Origin of the sequence: Maritalea myrionectae DSM 19524 (assembly GCF_000423365.1) — a bacterium.
Taxonomy (GTDB): Bacteria; Pseudomonadota; Alphaproteobacteria; order Rhizobiales; family Devosiaceae; genus Maritalea; species Maritalea myrionectae.
Genome location: NZ_AUHV01000004.1, coordinates 44768 through 59510 on the forward strand (window position 1 = coordinate 44768; position 14743 = coordinate 59510).

At 53.3% G+C, this 14743-nt stretch carries 14 protein-coding genes; 3 read left to right on the plus strand and 11 right to left on the minus strand.

Going from position 1 to position 14743, the window contains the following annotated elements; genetic code table 11:
- Positions 1-5: 5 nt before the first annotated feature.
- The 4 genes from G549_RS20075 to G549_RS0111525 are packed head-to-tail and all read right to left on the minus strand — an operon-like array spanning position 6 to position 2843.
- The gene (locus tag G549_RS20075) at positions 6-788 is read right to left on the minus strand and encodes a glycerophosphodiester phosphodiesterase family protein (protein WP_051213707.1); all 783 of its coding nucleotides are present in this window, start codon (positions 786-788) and stop codon (positions 6-8) included.
- 4 nt (positions 789-792) lie between these two features.
- Positions 793-1257, minus strand: coding sequence for a RidA family protein (locus tag G549_RS0111515; RefSeq protein WP_027835155.1), 465 nt, complete (start codon positions 1255-1257; stop codon positions 793-795).
- On the minus strand, positions 1244-2581 hold the full coding sequence (locus G549_RS20080; RefSeq protein WP_051213709.1) for a DNA polymerase IV: 1338 nt from the start codon (positions 2579-2581) through the stop codon (positions 1244-1246). Before G549_RS20080 ends, G549_RS0111515 begins: the two co-directional genes overlap by 14 nt.
- Positions 2571-2843, minus strand: a complete 273-nt coding sequence (locus tag G549_RS0111525; RefSeq protein ID WP_051213711.1) for a DUF3572 family protein — start codon at positions 2841-2843, stop codon at positions 2571-2573. The genes G549_RS20080 and G549_RS0111525 overlap by 11 nt, the downstream gene beginning before the upstream one ends.
- A 93-nt stretch (positions 2844-2936) precedes the next feature.
- Here G549_RS0111525 and G549_RS0111530 point away from each other — a divergent pair, with 93 nt between their 5' ends.
- Positions 2937-3311, plus strand: a complete 375-nt coding sequence (locus G549_RS0111530) for a response regulator (RefSeq protein ID WP_027835157.1) — start codon at positions 2937-2939, stop codon at positions 3309-3311.
- A 43-nt stretch (positions 3312-3354) separates the two neighbouring features.
- Positions 3355-4725 (plus strand): PleD family two-component system response regulator, encoded by a 1371-nt coding sequence (locus tag G549_RS0111535; protein WP_027835158.1) that lies wholly within the window; start codon positions 3355-3357, stop codon positions 4723-4725.
- Between the two features lie 349 nt (positions 4726-5074).
- Here the strand turns inward: G549_RS0111535 and rpmG are convergent, their stop codons facing one another.
- The 3 genes from rpmG to G549_RS0111555 form a co-directional block, all read right to left on the minus strand.
- Positions 5075-5242 carry a 50S ribosomal protein L33 gene (rpmG, locus tag G549_RS0111545; protein ID WP_027835159.1) on the minus strand — a complete coding sequence of 56 codons (168 nt, stop codon included), beginning with the start codon at positions 5240-5242 and terminating at the stop codon, positions 5075-5077.
- Positions 5243-5367: 125 nt separating this feature from the next.
- Positions 5368-5895, minus strand: a complete 528-nt coding sequence (locus tag G549_RS0111550; RefSeq protein WP_036222698.1) for a GNAT family N-acetyltransferase — start codon at positions 5893-5895, stop codon at positions 5368-5370.
- 55 nt (positions 5896-5950) lie between these two features.
- Positions 5951-7201 carry a GntT/GntP/DsdX family permease gene (locus G549_RS0111555; RefSeq protein WP_027835161.1) on the minus strand — a complete coding sequence of 417 codons (1251 nt, stop codon included), beginning with the start codon at positions 7199-7201 and terminating at the stop codon, positions 5951-5953.
- A gap of 81 nt (positions 7202-7282) precedes the next feature.
- Between G549_RS0111555 and G549_RS0111560 the strand changes: the two genes are divergently transcribed.
- On the plus strand, positions 7283-8182 hold the full coding sequence (locus G549_RS0111560) for a LysR substrate-binding domain-containing protein (protein ID WP_036222520.1): 900 nt from the start codon (positions 7283-7285) through the stop codon (positions 8180-8182).
- Here G549_RS0111560 and G549_RS0111565 read toward each other — a convergent pair.
- The 4 genes from G549_RS0111565 to dprA form a co-directional block, all read right to left on the minus strand.
- A complete protein-coding gene (locus G549_RS0111565; protein WP_027835163.1) occupies positions 8179-8595 on the minus strand; it encodes a DUF983 domain-containing protein in 417 nt (138 codons plus the stop codon). The two genes, G549_RS0111560 and G549_RS0111565, sit on opposite strands and share 4 nt — an antisense overlap.
- Positions 8592-10910, minus strand: a complete 2319-nt coding sequence (gene rnr, locus G549_RS20085; protein WP_051213713.1) for a ribonuclease R — start codon at positions 10908-10910, stop codon at positions 8592-8594. The genes G549_RS0111565 and rnr overlap by 4 nt, the downstream gene beginning before the upstream one ends.
- A 20-nt stretch (positions 10911-10930) precedes the next feature.
- Complete coding sequence (gene topA, locus G549_RS0111575) at positions 10931-13474, minus strand: type I DNA topoisomerase (RefSeq protein ID WP_027835164.1); 2544 nt, start codon at positions 13472-13474, stop codon at positions 10931-10933.
- Between the two features lie 127 nt (positions 13475-13601).
- Positions 13602-14729 (minus strand): DNA-processing protein DprA, encoded by a 1128-nt coding sequence (gene dprA, locus G549_RS0111580; RefSeq protein ID WP_036222526.1) that lies wholly within the window; start codon positions 14727-14729, stop codon positions 13602-13604.
- Positions 14730-14743: the final 14 nt, after the last annotated feature.

Sequence of the window (14743 nt, forward strand, 5' to 3'; positions counted from 1 at the left end):
TTGACTCAATTGGATACCAGCTCCTTCACTCGCTGGTCGGGCAGGGGTGATCCGGTTGTTGGATCAATATCTTCAAAAACCACTTGATCGGCCTCGGCTTTGGCTTTTTCGAGCCGTGCTTTGGAATTGATGGTCCAACTCATCACTTGTCGACCGGTCGCGCGATAAAGGCGCACCGCGGGTAAATCCAAACTGTCCACATCGCAGGACAAAAAGTCGGGTCGCGTGAGCGGCAGGTGCAGCAAATGGCGCAGGGCAAACCCGGTTGCTGCCGACTTTCCTTCTGGTGTCTCCCGCTCCACGACAATCCCCTTTGGCCACTTATCCTTTAAACGATTGAGTTGCCTGATCAGATCAGGGTCAAAGCTTTTAAAACATAGCACGCCCATATAGTCTTTGGCGGCATGGTGGACGGCATTGGCCAGTTGCGCATTGCGGGCCTCTTGGCTTTTTAATTCAATGATGAGGGGCACGCGGCCATCCACCAGCGCCAGCAATTGCTGGAATGAGAGTATGTGGTCGTTATCTGCGCTCTCTTTCAGCGGAATATGTGAAGCCTGGCCAGCGCTGATGTCAGCCACCATGCCGGACTGCGGGGTGAGGCGATCGAGTTTTTCATCATGAAAAACAATTGCTTGATCATCGCCCGTTAACTGAATGTCACATTCAATGCCAAAGCGGTTGACGATGGCGGCGATAAACGCCGCTTTTGAATTTTCAGCAATGCCATGCGCAACCTGATGCAACCCGCGATGGGCAATCGGGTGCGCAAAGATTTGTTTGAGCATCTGACTATGGTGCGATTTCGACGATTGCTTCGATTTCAACGGCTGCTCCCAGTGGCAATGAAGGCACACCAACGGCTGCGCGTGCATGGCGGCCCTTTTCGCCGAAGACTTCACCAATCAGGTTTGAGGCGCCGTTTGCCACAAGATGCTGATCGGTAAAATCGGGCGTGCTGGCCACATAGATCGATAGTTTTACAAACTGCACAATGTCTTCAAGTGGCACATTGGCGGCGGATTTGATTTGACCCAGAATGTTGAGTGCGCAGATTTCTGCGGCGGCTTGGCCTTGTTCCACGTCTATTTCATCACCCAGCTTGCCGGTGGTCAAGCCGCTCTCATTCATTGGCAGTTGGCCCGAAATATATAAAATGTTGCCGCTGCGTTTAAACGGCAAGTAGCTGGCCAGTGGCGCTTTAGGAGCGGGCAGGGTGTGGCCCAGGTCTTGAAGTTTGGATTCAATTGCGCTCATTGGGATTATCCTTTTGCGAATCTTTTTTGCGTTGTTCTTTCTCATATTTGGCGCGCATCATACGCCCACGCAATAGGGCATCATCGCCGAATTTGGCGCGGATATTGTCGATCGCGCGCTCGGCTTTGGCTTTGCGGGCCACATTGGGGTCCAAAAGATCATGCGGATCTTCCGCCGATATTGGCGCGGAGAGACCGGAGACGCCAATGCCCAACAGGCGAAAGGCGGTCATGCCAACCTCTTTTTTCAGCAAGGCCATGCCTGTTTCAAATATGACATGGGCCAATTGCGTTGGTTCAATCAATTGGCGTGATCGGGTGCGGGTGGCAAAGCCCGCCGTTTTAAGTTTCAGCGTCACCGTATCGCCCGCAAGGGTGCTTTTTTTGAGCCGCGCCGATACCTTTTCACTAAGTTTTAGCAGTACATTAGAAAGTTCGTCAAAGTCTGTGATATCTTTGAAGAAAGTTGTTTCGTTTGAAACTGATTTGGCGCCGCGGCTGGATTTGATTTTGCGCTTGTCTTCGCCTTGAGAAAGGTAGAACAGGCGCGCGCCGATTTCGCCATATCGACCCGCCAATTCCTTTAGGCCCATTTCTTGTAACTGTCCAATGTGGGTGATGCCATCATTTTCCAGTTTCTCGCCGAACTTTTTGCCAATGCCATAAATCACGGTGACGCGTTGCTTGGCCAGAAAGTCTCTGGTTTCTTGCTCGCCAATCAGGGCAAGGCCGCGCGGCTTATCCAGTTCAGAGGCGATTTTGGCCAAAAACTTGTTGTGCGATAGGCCAATGGAGATGGTCACGCCAATATCACGCTCGATTTCGTTTGCCAGGCGGACCAGGATTTCAACCGGCGTCGCTTTATGCAGCAATTGGGTGCCTGAGAGGTCGAGAAAGGCCTCATCGATGCTGAGAGGTTCTACCAAGGGGGTCAAATCCAGGAATTTGGCTTTGATCTGCTTGCTGACCTCAACATATTTCGCCATGTTTGGTGGGATGAATACTGCATTTGGGCAAAGCCGTTTTGCCTGAAAGATCGGCATGGCGGAACGAACGCCGCTCATGCGGGCGATGTAGCAACAGGTGGACACCACGCCGCGCTCACGCCCGCCCACGATCACTGGTTTGTCCAGCAGGTCGGGGTTATCCCGTTTTTCCACCGCCGCGTAAAAACTGTCGCAATCCACATGGGCAATGTCGAGGCTGAGCAATTCACTGTGGCGTGTCAGGCGCACGGATTTGCACTTTGGGCAGCGGGTGAGGGCGCGCTCATGCTCTAAATGCCCGCAATCGCGACATATGGTGGGGATAGCTTTATCTGTCATGACCGTTCAGGGTGTAATAGGCCCGCATGACCTCTTCCGGGGTCAGCCGTGCGTTTGCACACATGGACAAAAGCGCCGATTCATTTTGCGCAAAGAACTCCAAGAGGCCCGAGGCTAAGCTCTCCGGATCGCCGCCGCGCATTTCGTCCGGTGAGGTGCCGGTTTCGGTCATGAACTGGCCTAAAAGCTCAGGTTCTGCAATGAGATGGTTTAAACACGCATCGGCGATAAACTGGATTTTTTCGGGCGTGCTTTCAATCATGGCGCGTCTTTCATTACGTCTTTCGTAAGGTTTTCTTGTTATACGCTTTTGTAATGGAAGGGCAAAAGCGTTTCGCAAAGATTTGGGGACTTTATGGCAAAGACGGTGATGATCGTTGAAGACAATGAGCTGAATATGAAGCTTTTCAACGATTTATTGGAGTCACGGGGATATCGCACAATCCAAACCCGAAATGGGATGGAAGCGCTTGATTTGGCGAAGGCACATCACCCGGACCTGATCCTGATGGATATTCAACTGCCGGAAGTGTCGGGCCTTGTGGTCACCAAGTGGATCAAGGAAGACGAAGCTTTGCGCTCGATTCCGGTGATTGCGGTAACTGCGTTTGCGATGAAGGGCGACGAAGAGCGCATTTTGGAAGGCGGCTGCGAGGGATATATCTCCAAGCCGATTTCATTGCCGCACTTTTTGCAAACGATCGAAGGATTTATTGGGCCGGGCAAATAAGTCGTGTTGGCCTTTGTGAGTTTTTGAGTACGGGACGAGTATTATGACCGCGCGAGTATTGGTAGTTGACGACATTCCAACAAATATCAAACTGTTGGCCGCACGCTTAACTGCTGAGTATTTTGATGTTCTGGAAGCGACCAGTGGTCGCGAGGCGATTGATATCTGCGATCAGGGGCAGGTTGATATTGTGTTGCTTGATGTGATGATGCCTGAAATGGACGGGTTTGAAACCTGTCGGCGGCTGAAATCTAATCCGAAAACCCAGCATATCCCTATTGTGATGGTGACGGCGCTTGATCAGCCCTCAGACCGCGTGAAGGGCCTGGAAGCTGGCGCGGATGATTTTCTGACCAAGCCAGTTGATGATGTGCAGCTTATGGCGCGGGTGAAAAGCTTGTCGCGGCTGAAGAATTTGACTGATGAATTGCATTCACGCGCACTGACAGGTCAGTCAATCGCCATTGAAGACATTGTGGGCATGACCCAGCGCATTGATGCGACTGGCGGCAAGCTATTATTGATCGAGAGCGATATTCGCGCCGCAGAGCGGTTGCAGGATATTCTGGATCGCGAACATGATGTGATGATCCTTACACGTCCCGAAGATACGCCAATGGTGCTGGCTGAGCACGAGTTTGAGTTGGTGATTGTTTCGATGTCTTTGCCCGATGTTGATCCTTTGCGCGTTTGTTCGCAAATTCGGACGCTCGAGAAAACACGAAATATGCCGATTATTCTGTTGGCGGACGCGCCGGATAAGCCACGCGTTGTGCGCGGGCTTGAGCTTGGGGTGAATGATTTCATTCTGCGCCCGGTTGAACGCAACGAATTGTCGGCACGGGTGCGGACACAAATTCGGCGCCATCGTTATGCGGCTGAATTGCGCAAAAACTTATCTTCAACCGTCGCCATGGCGGTTATTGACGAGCTGACCGGCCTTTATAATCGCCGCTATTTTGATCGTCACTTGGCGGTGCAGCTTGAGAAGTCGAAGGAACATGAGCGCAATCTTTCGCTGATGATGCTGGACATCGACTATTTCAAAGCGGTGAATGATACGCACGGCCACGCCGTAGGCGATGCGGTGTTGAAGGAATTTGCATTGCGCTTGCAGCGCAGTATCCGAGGCGTGGACTTGGCGTCCCGTTATGGCGGCGAAGAATTTGTCGTGATGATGCCGGATACGGATTTGCATCAAGCTGAGATGGTAGCGGAGCGCGTGCGCAAGTCCATTAGCAATGAAGTGTTCGAATCTGAGATTGTAGCGCCGTTGTCGATTACGGTGAGCATTGGTTTGTCGATCTATGAAGCCGAGCATGATACCCCCGAAAGTTTGATGAAGCGTGCGGATATTTCGCTTTATCGCGCGAAGCGGGAAGGCCGCAATCGCACAGCCTATGACGCTGCGTAAGGGATAAGAATGCAACGCATTTGATTTAAATTTTATGCGTTATCCCAAAGACTTAACCTTAATTCGGGGTGTTAAGGTTAAGTCTTTAAGTTAATCTATCGTTTATATTCCAAAATTGTAAAATTTGCTTGGAAAAGTCGGTGTGCCATCGTATTTGCAAAGGGCGCCATTCTTCATTGGATGGCTTGCCTCGCAGATAATTTGCTCAGGTCCGCCGCAACTTCCTGAGATCCTGCGAGGGGGCAGTTCCGGCTCGGTTTAAGAGTGGCCTCTTCTGGCCGAGCTGGATCGCCCAACAAAAAACCCGCCTCAAAAGGCGGGTTTTTTAATTTCAGCATTTCAAATCAATTTACTTGATTTTTGATTCCTTGAAATCAACATGCTTACGCGCAACCGGATCGTACTTTTTCAAAGTCAATTTCTCGGTCATCGTGCGTGAATTCTTTTTGGCTACGTAAAAGTAGCCCGTGTCAGCTGTTGAAACCAGCTTGATTTTTACAGTGTTGGACTTGGCCATGCCTACATTCCCAAATAAAAGGCCACGCAATGGTGCGCGGCGATCTGTCATCATTCCGTTGGCGGCAACCTATGCATTTCCAACCAAATGTCAAGTTCAAAGCACAAATATTTGTGCCGGTCGGCTTAGTCCACGCCAATGCGTGTGCTCCTTCGCTCCATAAGCAGCACATCGCGCCATTTCCCCGCCATCGGGCCATAGGTCATCTTGCCGATTGCCCGGCGTCGTCCAATAACATCGAATCCCATTTTGTCATGCAGCGCTATGCTGGCCGTGTTTTCGGGAAAGATATGGCCAAAAAGCGTCCAGTAGCCCTTTGCCTCTGCGGCATCAATGATGTCCCGCATTAGCCTTTTGCCAATGCCGCGCCCCTGGGCCGCGCGATCAAGGTAGATCGATATTTCACCCACGCCCGCATAAACAGGGCGAGCGGAACTTTGCACAATTGTGGCCCAACCCAAAACACCTTCAGGGGAGCAGATGACGCCCGCGACGCTGCGGTCGGTTAGGTAGTTGTTTTCAAATTCACTCCAGACCATGGCCACTTCACGAAACGAGGCGTGGCCTGTGCCTAAACCCATTTCGTGGATTTGGGTGATTTGCTCTGCATCTGCCTTGGTTGGCACGCGAAATGTAAGGTTGTGGTCACTCATGTCAGGTCCATAGATTTGCGACATTACATAGCCCCAGCATATCGAGCGTGGTGTGTTATATCCATGCACTCAATATCCACAGCAAGAGCAAACCTATCAGCGCCTGCACTATAGCGCCACCAGAGAGCAACAAGACGGCTTGGCGCTCTGTGGTCAAATGGGTCAAGGCATCGCGCCTGACGAGCCAATAAAAGCTGTCATTTGGCATGATGGCGATAAATGAACCGAGACAGATTGCAAATGTTGCGATGACGGGCGAGATGTCGGCGCCAGCGATAATAGGGGCGGCAACTGGGGTGATGGCGGCGAAGGTGGCCAAGCTGGAGCCCTGGATCAGTTTAAACAGCATGGTGAGACCAAAGAGATAAAACAAAAGCCATTGGCTTTGCGCGATGGTAGCAATGTTGCTCAGGTCCAACTGTTCGGTCAGCACAGCGCCGAAGGCACTGGCACTGCCAATCAGCAAAATAAGCCCGGCGGTGCGGCGGCTGGCTTGTTCCAGGCAGGGGCGCCATTCGTTGGCAGGGAGCTGCGCCAAGGCAAATAATGCTGCGGCAATCAGGGCGCCTTTAGGTTGGGTGAGCAGATCCAAGAGCGGCAAGCTGGAAAATTCAACAAAGAAGCCGATGGCAATGAGGCTCACCAAAATCACAAACGGGCCGAGATTTGCGCGCCAATTAAATTTCGATTTTTGGTCTTTAGGGAACGGTGTGGCCTCTTTAGTGTTGCTGGTTGCTTCCAAGGTGCGCGGTGCCATCATCCGCGCCCAGAAAAGGCCCCCAAGCCAAACCGGCAGCAGCAATAAGGCGCCCACCCAAATGATTTTGGGGTCGTTTTGTGCGCCTAAAGCTGTTGCCACCAATAGGGGGCCAGCGGGAAAAAGCAGTTTGAAGCCGGCATAAGCGCCGAAGGCAATGGACAGTTTGTGTTTCGTGTTTGTTTGCGCTGCAGGCGCCAGCGCGGCATAGGCTGTGTCAGGACACACCATACCAGCGCCGGAAACAGGGGCCAGGCCCATCATTGTGGCGATGGTTCGGGTGGACGGGTTTTGATCCAGTTTTGCGATGACGGCGGCCAGCGTGAAAGCAGGCAAGAGGATCAATGTGAATTCGCCGAGCGCCCGCCCAAATCCAGCGTTAAAGCTGTCAATGGTCTCCGCAGCACTCAGATTGGACATAAGCGCGAGTGCCAGCGTTGCGCCCACCATCCAAAACACGAAGGGGATTTGCTGCAGATAGGCCCATGGTCGCATGGTTTGCCCTGTTTGCGGCGGTGCGGTGACTTGATGTGTGCTTGATTCTGACATTTTGGGCCTTTCACATGATGTGCTAGGCTTATGCTAGATTAGGAATGCCACCTGTAATAATGAGAAAAAGAGCGTCTTTGCATGAGTAGAATTCATACTGGCCCCATTGCGGTGCGCGCGCTTGAGATATTTGACGTCGCCGCGCGACTGGGTAGTTTTACCGCAGCGGGGGCGGAGCTTGGCATTACTCAAAGCGCCGTAAGCCGACAAATCGCAGACCTTGAAGCGAGGTTGGATGTGCAGCTCTTTGCGCGATCAGGGCCAAATTTGTCGCTTACGCCAAAGGGGCGCGAGTTGGCCGCAGGTGTTGGACAAGGCTTTCAACAGATTGCGACATCTTTGGCGAAGATTCGGACGCCCACTGAACATATTGTCACCTTGTCCATGCTGCCGTCAGTTGCGGCAAAATGGTTTTCCCCCCGGCTGGGTGACTTTGTGCGTCATCATGGTGATATTGATTTGCGCATCAGTGTGGGGCGGCACTTGGTTGATTTTCGGGCAGAGCATATTGATGCGGCCATCCGCTATGGGCGAGGCGATTGGCCGTTTCTCAACGCGACCCTGCTGGCAAAAGAAGAGGTTTTTCCAGTGTGTACGCCGGAATATGCCGCGCGAAACAACCTTGCTGTGCCGCAGGATTTAGCGGGCGCCACTTTGCTGCATACGGATATTTTAGACGATTGGTCGGCTTGGTTTCGCGCCGCACATATTTCTGTTGAGGTGCCAAGCCGGTTGCCCCGCATGGAAGATGATAATGCCGTGCTGCAGGCCGCGCTTTCAGGGCAGGGCGCTGCGTTGGGTCGCTCGGTTTTGGTGGCGGACGATTTGGCCGCGGGACGTTTGGTTGCACCCTTCGAGATGAGAATTCCGGCCAGCTATGATTATTGGTTTGTCTATCCGGCAGAAAAGGTGCCCACACCAGCGCTTCAAGAGGTGAAGCGCTGGGTGGTTAATTCATTCGACAAGCTAGCGGGCAATTAGCGGCCGTCAATTTCTTCGGTGTGCTCCGGGTCAAACCCATGCAGATAAGTTGCCCATTGGATGGCAACTACCGCGCCTTTGATGGAGGGGAGCATGGCCAATGATGAGAAAAGGGCCATCGGCACGAAGATGTACAAATACATCATTGGATCCCACTCATAGGCCATATCGATGTGCAGAATTGCACCAACGATAATATGGCCCACAATCGCCATGGTGATATAGGGTGGGGCATCGTCTGCCCGGTGGTGATACAATTCCTCACCACATTTGGGGCATGTGTCGTTCACCTTCAAATAGGCGCGAAACAGCTTGCCTTCGCCGCATTTCGGGCATTTGCAGGCCATGCCATTTTTCATGGCTGACCAAATCGATCGTTTCGGCTTTGCGCCGGTGGTCATCTCTAAACTCATTTTGCACTCCGTTTGCCACGTTTACGGGCAAACCCTTTGGATTTTGTCCCAAAGGAACGTTTTGAACGTCCACGGCCAATCGGTTTGGTTTTTTCGCCCTTTGAAAGCATTTCAAAGCGCAAAGAGCCAGCCAACGGCACGGCTTCCATAAGCCGAACCTCAACCTGATCACCAATGCGGAATCGTTCTCCTGTGCGTTCCCCTATCAGTGCTTGTTGCGACTCATCATGAACGAAATAGTCGGTGCCAAGCGTCGAAGCTGGTATAAAACCATCTGCGCCGGTTTTATCCAATCGGACAAATAGTCCCGCCCCGATAACGCCAGCAATGCGCCCATTGAATCGGGCGCCGATTTGGTCTGCGAGGAAATAGGCCAGCAGGCGATCACTGGTCTCACGCTCGGCCATCATGGCGCGGCGTTCCGTCATCGAGATTTGCTCGCCAATCCCGGCCAGCTTGCTTTCTGCGCCGGGTTTGAGGCCATCATCGCCCAGTTTAAGCGCAGAAATAAGTGCGCGGTGAACGATCAGATCAGCATAGCGGCGAATCGGCGAGGTGAAGTGCGCGTAGCGGCGCAGATTCAGCCCGAAGTGGCCATAATTCTCGTTGGTATATTCCGCTTGCGCTTGTGAACGCAGCACCAGCTCGTTGACCATGTGCGGGTTATCGGTGTTTGCGGCTTGCGCCAACACCTTGTTGAAATGCATCGGTTTGACGTTTTCGCCAATCGAAAGATTGATGTCCAAACTGGCCAGCGATTCTTTCAAGCCGATCATTTTTTGTTGTGACGGCGCATCGTGCACGCGGTAGAGCAGGGGCGATTTTTTCGCTTCCAGCGTTTCCGCTGCGGCCACATTGGCCTGAATCATCATTTCCTCGATCAGGCGGTGAGCTGTCAGCCGTTCCGGCACAAACACATCTTCCACCAAGCCCTCTTCATTCAGCCGAATGCGTCGCTCCGGCAAATCGAGGGCCAGTGGTGAGCGTTGTTTTTGCGCTTTTTCAAGCGCCGCATAGGCCGCAAACAGGGGCTTGAGGATTGGTTCCAGCAAAGGTTCCGTCTTGTCGTCCGGATGCCCATCGATCGCGGTTTGGGCTTGCTGATAGCTGAGTTTTGCGGCTGAGCGCATCAGCACACGGTGGAAATGATGGTCGAGCTTGTTGCCGTCCTTATCAATCTTGATGACCAGCCCCATGGCCGCGCGGTTTTCACCTTCCACCAACGAGCACAGATTGTTGGAAATCCGCTCTGGCAGCATCGGCACCACCTGGTCGGGGAAATAGACCGAGTTGCCACGAATAAGCGCTTCTTTGTCCATGGCAGATTCGGGCCGCACATAATTGGCCACGTCGGCGATGGCGATATAGATGAGATAGCCGCCTTCATTTGCGGGGTCATCATCCAGTTCAGCGTAAACCGCGTCGTCATGGTCTTTGGCGTCGGCCGGGTCAATGGTGACAATGGGAATGTGGCGCCAATCTTCGCGTCCCTCAAGGCCCGCAGCTTCTTGCGCTTCAGCTTCTTCGATCACTGAATTCGGAAAACGGTAGGGAATATCCTGATTGTGCAACGCGATCAGGCTGATGGCCTTTTCGCTTTTCGGGTTGCCAATAATGTGTGTGACGCGGGCGCGTGGCACCATCATGCGGCCAGACACATATTGCTCGACCTCCACCAGGTCACCTTCTTTGGCGTCGCCAATATCCCCCTGATGGATTTGCATTTCCTTGCCCTTGCGGTCCACAGGGATCAGGCGCGCGCCTTTGTCTGTTTTCCGAACAATGCCGATCAATGCCTTTTTCGGCTTATCCAGCACTTTCATGGGCCGGGCGGTATAAATGGGGTCTTTGTTTTCGTCGCGGTCAATACGCGCCAACACCCGATCGCCCGGCGCGGGCACCGCGCGGTCGTTTTTGCCCTTAGAAATGAGCACTTTCGGCCGGCTTTCCTGATCGCCATCCCACTTGGCGGGATAGCCAATCATGTGATCGCTATCTGCATCAAAGGGGATTTCAATCACGGTGACAGAGGGCAGTTCCGCTACGGGGTGATATTTTTTCTTGTCCCGCGTCAGCAAGCCATCTTCTTCCATCTCTTTTAGGAGTGCTTTGAAGATGATGCGGTCATCGCCGCGAATGCCAAAAGCTTTGGCCAAATCGCGCTTGCTGGCATGGTTCGGAAAGCGAACAATATAGTCCACAATCTCTTCGCGCGTTGGCATGGTGCCATCGCGGTTTTGTTTGGCGCGGAAATTAGGTTTTTGCCGCGCCTCAGGTGATTGTTTCAGGCGTGACGTTTTATCTTTTCCTGCCATTTTAATCCTTCAATTATTTCTTATGACTTCGCCGCCGCCTTCTTCTTGGCCGGAGCCTTCTTTTTTGCGGGGGCTTTGCGTTTTTTCTTTGCCGGGCCCTTGGCCGCTTTTGCTGCAATCAGCTCAAGCGCTTGCTCCAAGGTGACGGACTGTGGGTCAGTGTCCTTGGGCAGGGTGGCATTAATTTTCGCATGGTTGACATAAGGGCCATATCGGCCATCTTTTACGGTTATGGGGCCACCCTCTGGGTGATCGCCCAATTCTTTTAGTGTTTGCGCGGCGCCGCGACGGCCGCCTTTGGCGGCTTTTTCAGCCAGAACGGATACGGCGCGGTTTAAGCCAACGCTGAACACTTCTTCAATATCCGATAAGTTGGCATAAGTGCCATCGTGCAACACGAATGGGCCATAGCGGCCAAGCCCTGCAGTGATCATTTTGCCCGTTTCGGGGTGTTCGCCAACGTCACGGGGAAGTGAGATCAGTTTCACGGCTTTGTCGAGGTCGATGCTGTCCGGGGTCCAACCTTTGGGCAAACCAGACCGCTTTTTCTCGCCATCGACTTCCATTTCGAGATAGGGACCGAAACGTCCCTTTTTCAATTCAATATCGACGCCATATTCCGGGTGCTGGCCCACCACACCTGTGCCATCCGCTTGGCCGGCTTCGCCTGTGGCGCTTTCGCCCAATTGGCGGGTGTGTTTACACTCTGGATAGTTGGAGCAGCCGATAAAGGCGCCATAGCGGCCAACTTTGAGCGATAGTTGGCCTGTGTCACAATCTGGGCATTTGCGCGGGTCGCTGCCATCTTCCTTTGGCGGGAAGATATGGTCGCCGAGCAAGGCGTTCAAGGCGTCGAGCACTTCGGATACGCGCAAATCCTTGATTTCGGTGACATGTTCGGAAAAGTCGCGCCAAAAATCGACCAGGACTTTCTTATAGTCGATTTCACCCGCTGAAATGCGGTCGAGCTGTTCTTCCAAATTCGCCGTAAAACTATATTCCACATAGCGTTCGAAAAAGCTTTGCAAGAAGGCGGTCACCAATCGGCCCCGGTCTTCCGGGATCAAGGTGCGCTTTTCCAGCCGCACATAATCACGCGCTTGCAACACGCCGAGCGTTGCGGCGTAAGTGGAGGGGCGGCCAATGCCCAGCTCTTCCATTTTTTTGATCAAGCTGGCTTCGCTGAAGCGGGCGGGCGGCTGAGTGAAATGCTGTTCAATTTCGCATTTCTTCAGCGCTGGGTTGTCCCCTTCGGCCAGTGGTGGCAATTCGCGGCTGTTCTCATCGTCTTTTTCGGTGGTGGAAACACCATAGAGCGACATAAAGCCGGGGAAAGTGGTCACCGACCCAACAGCACGGAGCGTAATCTGGTCGCTGCCGCCAAGCACATCGATGTCGGCGGTGGTGCGTTCAATTTCAGCGGCGCGCATCTGGCTGGCCATGGTGCGTTTCCACACCAATTCATAAAGGCGTGCCTGATCGCTCTCGAGGCTCTTAGTGTCTTTAGGATTACGCGACAAATCTGTTGGCCGGATCGCTTCGTGGGCCTCTTGCGCGTTCTTGGCTTTGGATTGATAAATTCGCGGCTTTTCGGGCAAGTAGTTGCCACCAAACTCTTTTTCAATCTGCGCACGTGTGGCGTTGATCGCTTCAGGGGCGATTTGCACACCATCTGTCCGCATATAAGTGATCAAACCAGCTTCATAGAGGCGTTGAGCCACTTGCATGGTGCGCGATGGGGAAAACCCTAAGCGGCTCGATGCGTCCTGCTGCATGGTTGATGTGGTGAACGGCGCATAGGGATTGCGCTTGGTTGGCTTTTTCTCAACCGATTTGATCTGCAAGTTACCCGCTTCAATGGCGCTTTTCAGCGACGCGGCTTGTTCTTGTGTCGCGATTTCCAACTTGTCGGTCTTCTTGCCGTTGAGGGTGTAGAGGCGCGTATCAAAGTCTTTGCCGCCTTGATTGAGCGTGCTGGTGACGCTCCAATATTCTTGTGGCTTGAACTTTTCAATCTCTTCTTCGCGTTCACAAACAAGGCGCAGCGCTACTGATTGCACACGGCCAGCGGAGCGTGAGCCGGGCAGTTTGCGCCACAGCACAGGCGACAGGGTGAAGCCCACCAAATAATCGAGCGCGCGGCGGGCCAGATAGGCATCCACCAGCGGCGTGTCGAGTTCGCGCGGCTTTTCCATCGCCTCCAAGATCGCCTTTTTGGTGATGGCGTTGAATACGACGCGGCTGACTTTTTTGTCTTTCAGCGCTTTTTTCTGTTTCAGCACTTCCAATACGTGCCACGAAATGGCTTCACCTTCGCGGTCAGGGTCAGTCGCGAGAATCAGTTCGTCGGCGGCCTTTGTGGCCTTGGTGATTTCAGTGAGACGTTTTTTACTGTCGCTGTCGACTTCCCATTTCATGGCAAAATCGTCATCGGGGTCGACGGAGCCATCTTTAGATGGCAGATCGCGCACGTGGCCAAATGAAGCCAAAACTTCATAGTCTTTGCCCAAATATTTATTGATGGTCTTCGCTTTTGCAGGGCTTTCGACAATAACCAGCTTCATTCAATCGGTCCTTAGGTCCTAACGTCAAATCGGCGGCAACATGGTCTTGCTTTGGTCCAATTGTCAATGACCAAACGGTAAAGTGCCTCTTTGCATATTCGGTTTTGCTGCGTGTTTGGATCAGTTTTTAGGGGCGCAGCGCGACAAGCTGACCCGCAGATCGTTCAAGTCGACCAGCGATTTCCAAATCCAACAATATCGTTGAGACAATCGCCACCGGCAGCTTTGTATGGCGCACAATATCATCGATTGGTGTTGGTGTGGGGCTTAACGCGCTGAGCACCTGTTCGGTTGCATTGGGGGCTTGTTGCGTTGAGGTGTAGATAGTGTCGAACTCATCTTCTTGCAAGAAGCCTTGTTGCTTGGGTGTGCGGCTTTGTTCCAATTCTTGCAAGATATCATCCGCATGTCGCACCAAAGTTGCGCCGTCGCGGATCAGTTTATTGCCGCCTTCGGCGCGGGGATCGAGCGGGAAGCCGGGTAAGGCCATCACTTCACGATTTTGCTCAAGTGCCATGCGGGCAGTGATCAATGACCCGGAACGGATGGCGGCTTCAATCACCACGACGCCCTGAGAAATGCCGGAGACAATGCGGTTGCGGCGCGGAAAGTCTTGCGCCCGCGGCACGCTGCCAAAGGCGCGTTCGGTCATCAAAACCCCTTTGTGTCGCAGGATATTTCGGGCAAGCTCGATATTGCTGTCAGGGTAGATGTGATCAATGCCCCCGGCGAATACAGCGATTGTGCCCGTCTTGAGCGCCGCCGCGTGCGCAGCGGCATCAATGCCTTTGGCCAAGCCGGAGGCGATGACATAGCCAGCCTCGCCCAGTTGATGCGCGATTTGCTTGGTGACGCTCGTGCCTGCCGCGCTGGCATTGCGCGCGCCCACCACAGCAACTGCTTTGGCGTTGAGCAACTCCTTGTTGCCCAAGACAATCAGAACCGGCGGGGCGTCGCTGATATGTTTGAGGAGCTCTGGATAGGCAGGGTCGATAAGCGTGACGAATTGTGCGCTGAATTTGCGGGTGAGTTCAATTTCCTGTGCGATCTTGTCCGGCGGCGCCAGTCGGATCGCGCGTTTGGCCGTTGATCCTTTGATGAGGTCGGGCAGCGCCTCTATCGCATTCTCTGCTGAGCCGAAGCGATTGATCAGCCGCCTGAACATGGCGGGCCCGACATTGTCTGACCGGATAAGCCGGAGCCAATCAAAAAGCGTTTGTTCGCCAATTTCTGTTGATTGCGCAGTGCCGTCCATTAGCGGCACCTGCC

Excerpts from the sequence above, each read along its gene's own strand:
- rpmG (WP_027835159.1), bottom strand. The coding sequence starts at position 5,242 with ATGGCCAAGTCCAACACTGTAAAAATCAAGCTGGTTTCAACAGCTGAC.
- topA (WP_027835164.1), bottom strand. The coding sequence starts at position 13,474 with ATGAAGCTGGTTATTGTCGAAAGCCCTGCAAAAGCGAAGACCATCAAT.
- G549_RS0111550 (WP_036222698.1), bottom strand. The coding sequence starts at position 5,895 with ATGAGTGACCACAACCTTACATTTCGCGTGCCAACCAAGGCAGATGCA.
- G549_RS0111515 (WP_027835155.1), bottom strand. The coding sequence starts at position 1,257 with ATGAGCGCAATTGAATCCAAACTTCAAGACCTGGGCCACACCCTGCCC.
- G549_RS0111535 (WP_027835158.1), top strand. The coding sequence starts at position 3,355 with ATGACCGCGCGAGTATTGGTAGTTGACGACATTCCAACAAATATCAAA.
- rnr (WP_051213713.1), bottom strand. The coding sequence starts at position 10,910 with ATGGCAGGAAAAGATAAAACGTCACGCCTGAAACAATCACCTGAGGCG.
- G549_RS0111560 (WP_036222520.1), top strand. The coding sequence starts at position 7,283 with ATGAGTAGAATTCATACTGGCCCCATTGCGGTGCGCGCGCTTGAGATA.
- G549_RS20075 (WP_051213707.1), bottom strand. The coding sequence starts at position 788 with ATGCTCAAACAAATCTTTGCGCACCCGATTGCCCATCGCGGGTTGCAT.
- G549_RS0111555 (WP_027835161.1), bottom strand. The coding sequence starts at position 7,201 with ATGTCAGAATCAAGCACACATCAAGTCACCGCACCGCCGCAAACAGGG.
- G549_RS0111525 (WP_051213711.1), bottom strand. The coding sequence starts at position 2,843 with ATGATTGAAAGCACGCCCGAAAAAATCCAGTTTATCGCCGATGCGTGT.
- G549_RS0111530 (WP_027835157.1), top strand. The coding sequence starts at position 2,937 with ATGGCAAAGACGGTGATGATCGTTGAAGACAATGAGCTGAATATGAAG.
- dprA (WP_036222526.1), bottom strand. The coding sequence starts at position 14,729 with ATGGACGGCACTGCGCAATCAACAGAAATTGGCGAACAAACGCTTTTT.
- G549_RS20080 (WP_051213709.1), bottom strand. The coding sequence starts at position 2,581 with ATGACAGATAAAGCTATCCCCACCATATGTCGCGATTGCGGGCATTTA.
- G549_RS0111565 (WP_027835163.1), bottom strand. The coding sequence starts at position 8,595 with ATGAGTTTAGAGATGACCACCGGCGCAAAGCCGAAACGATCGATTTGG.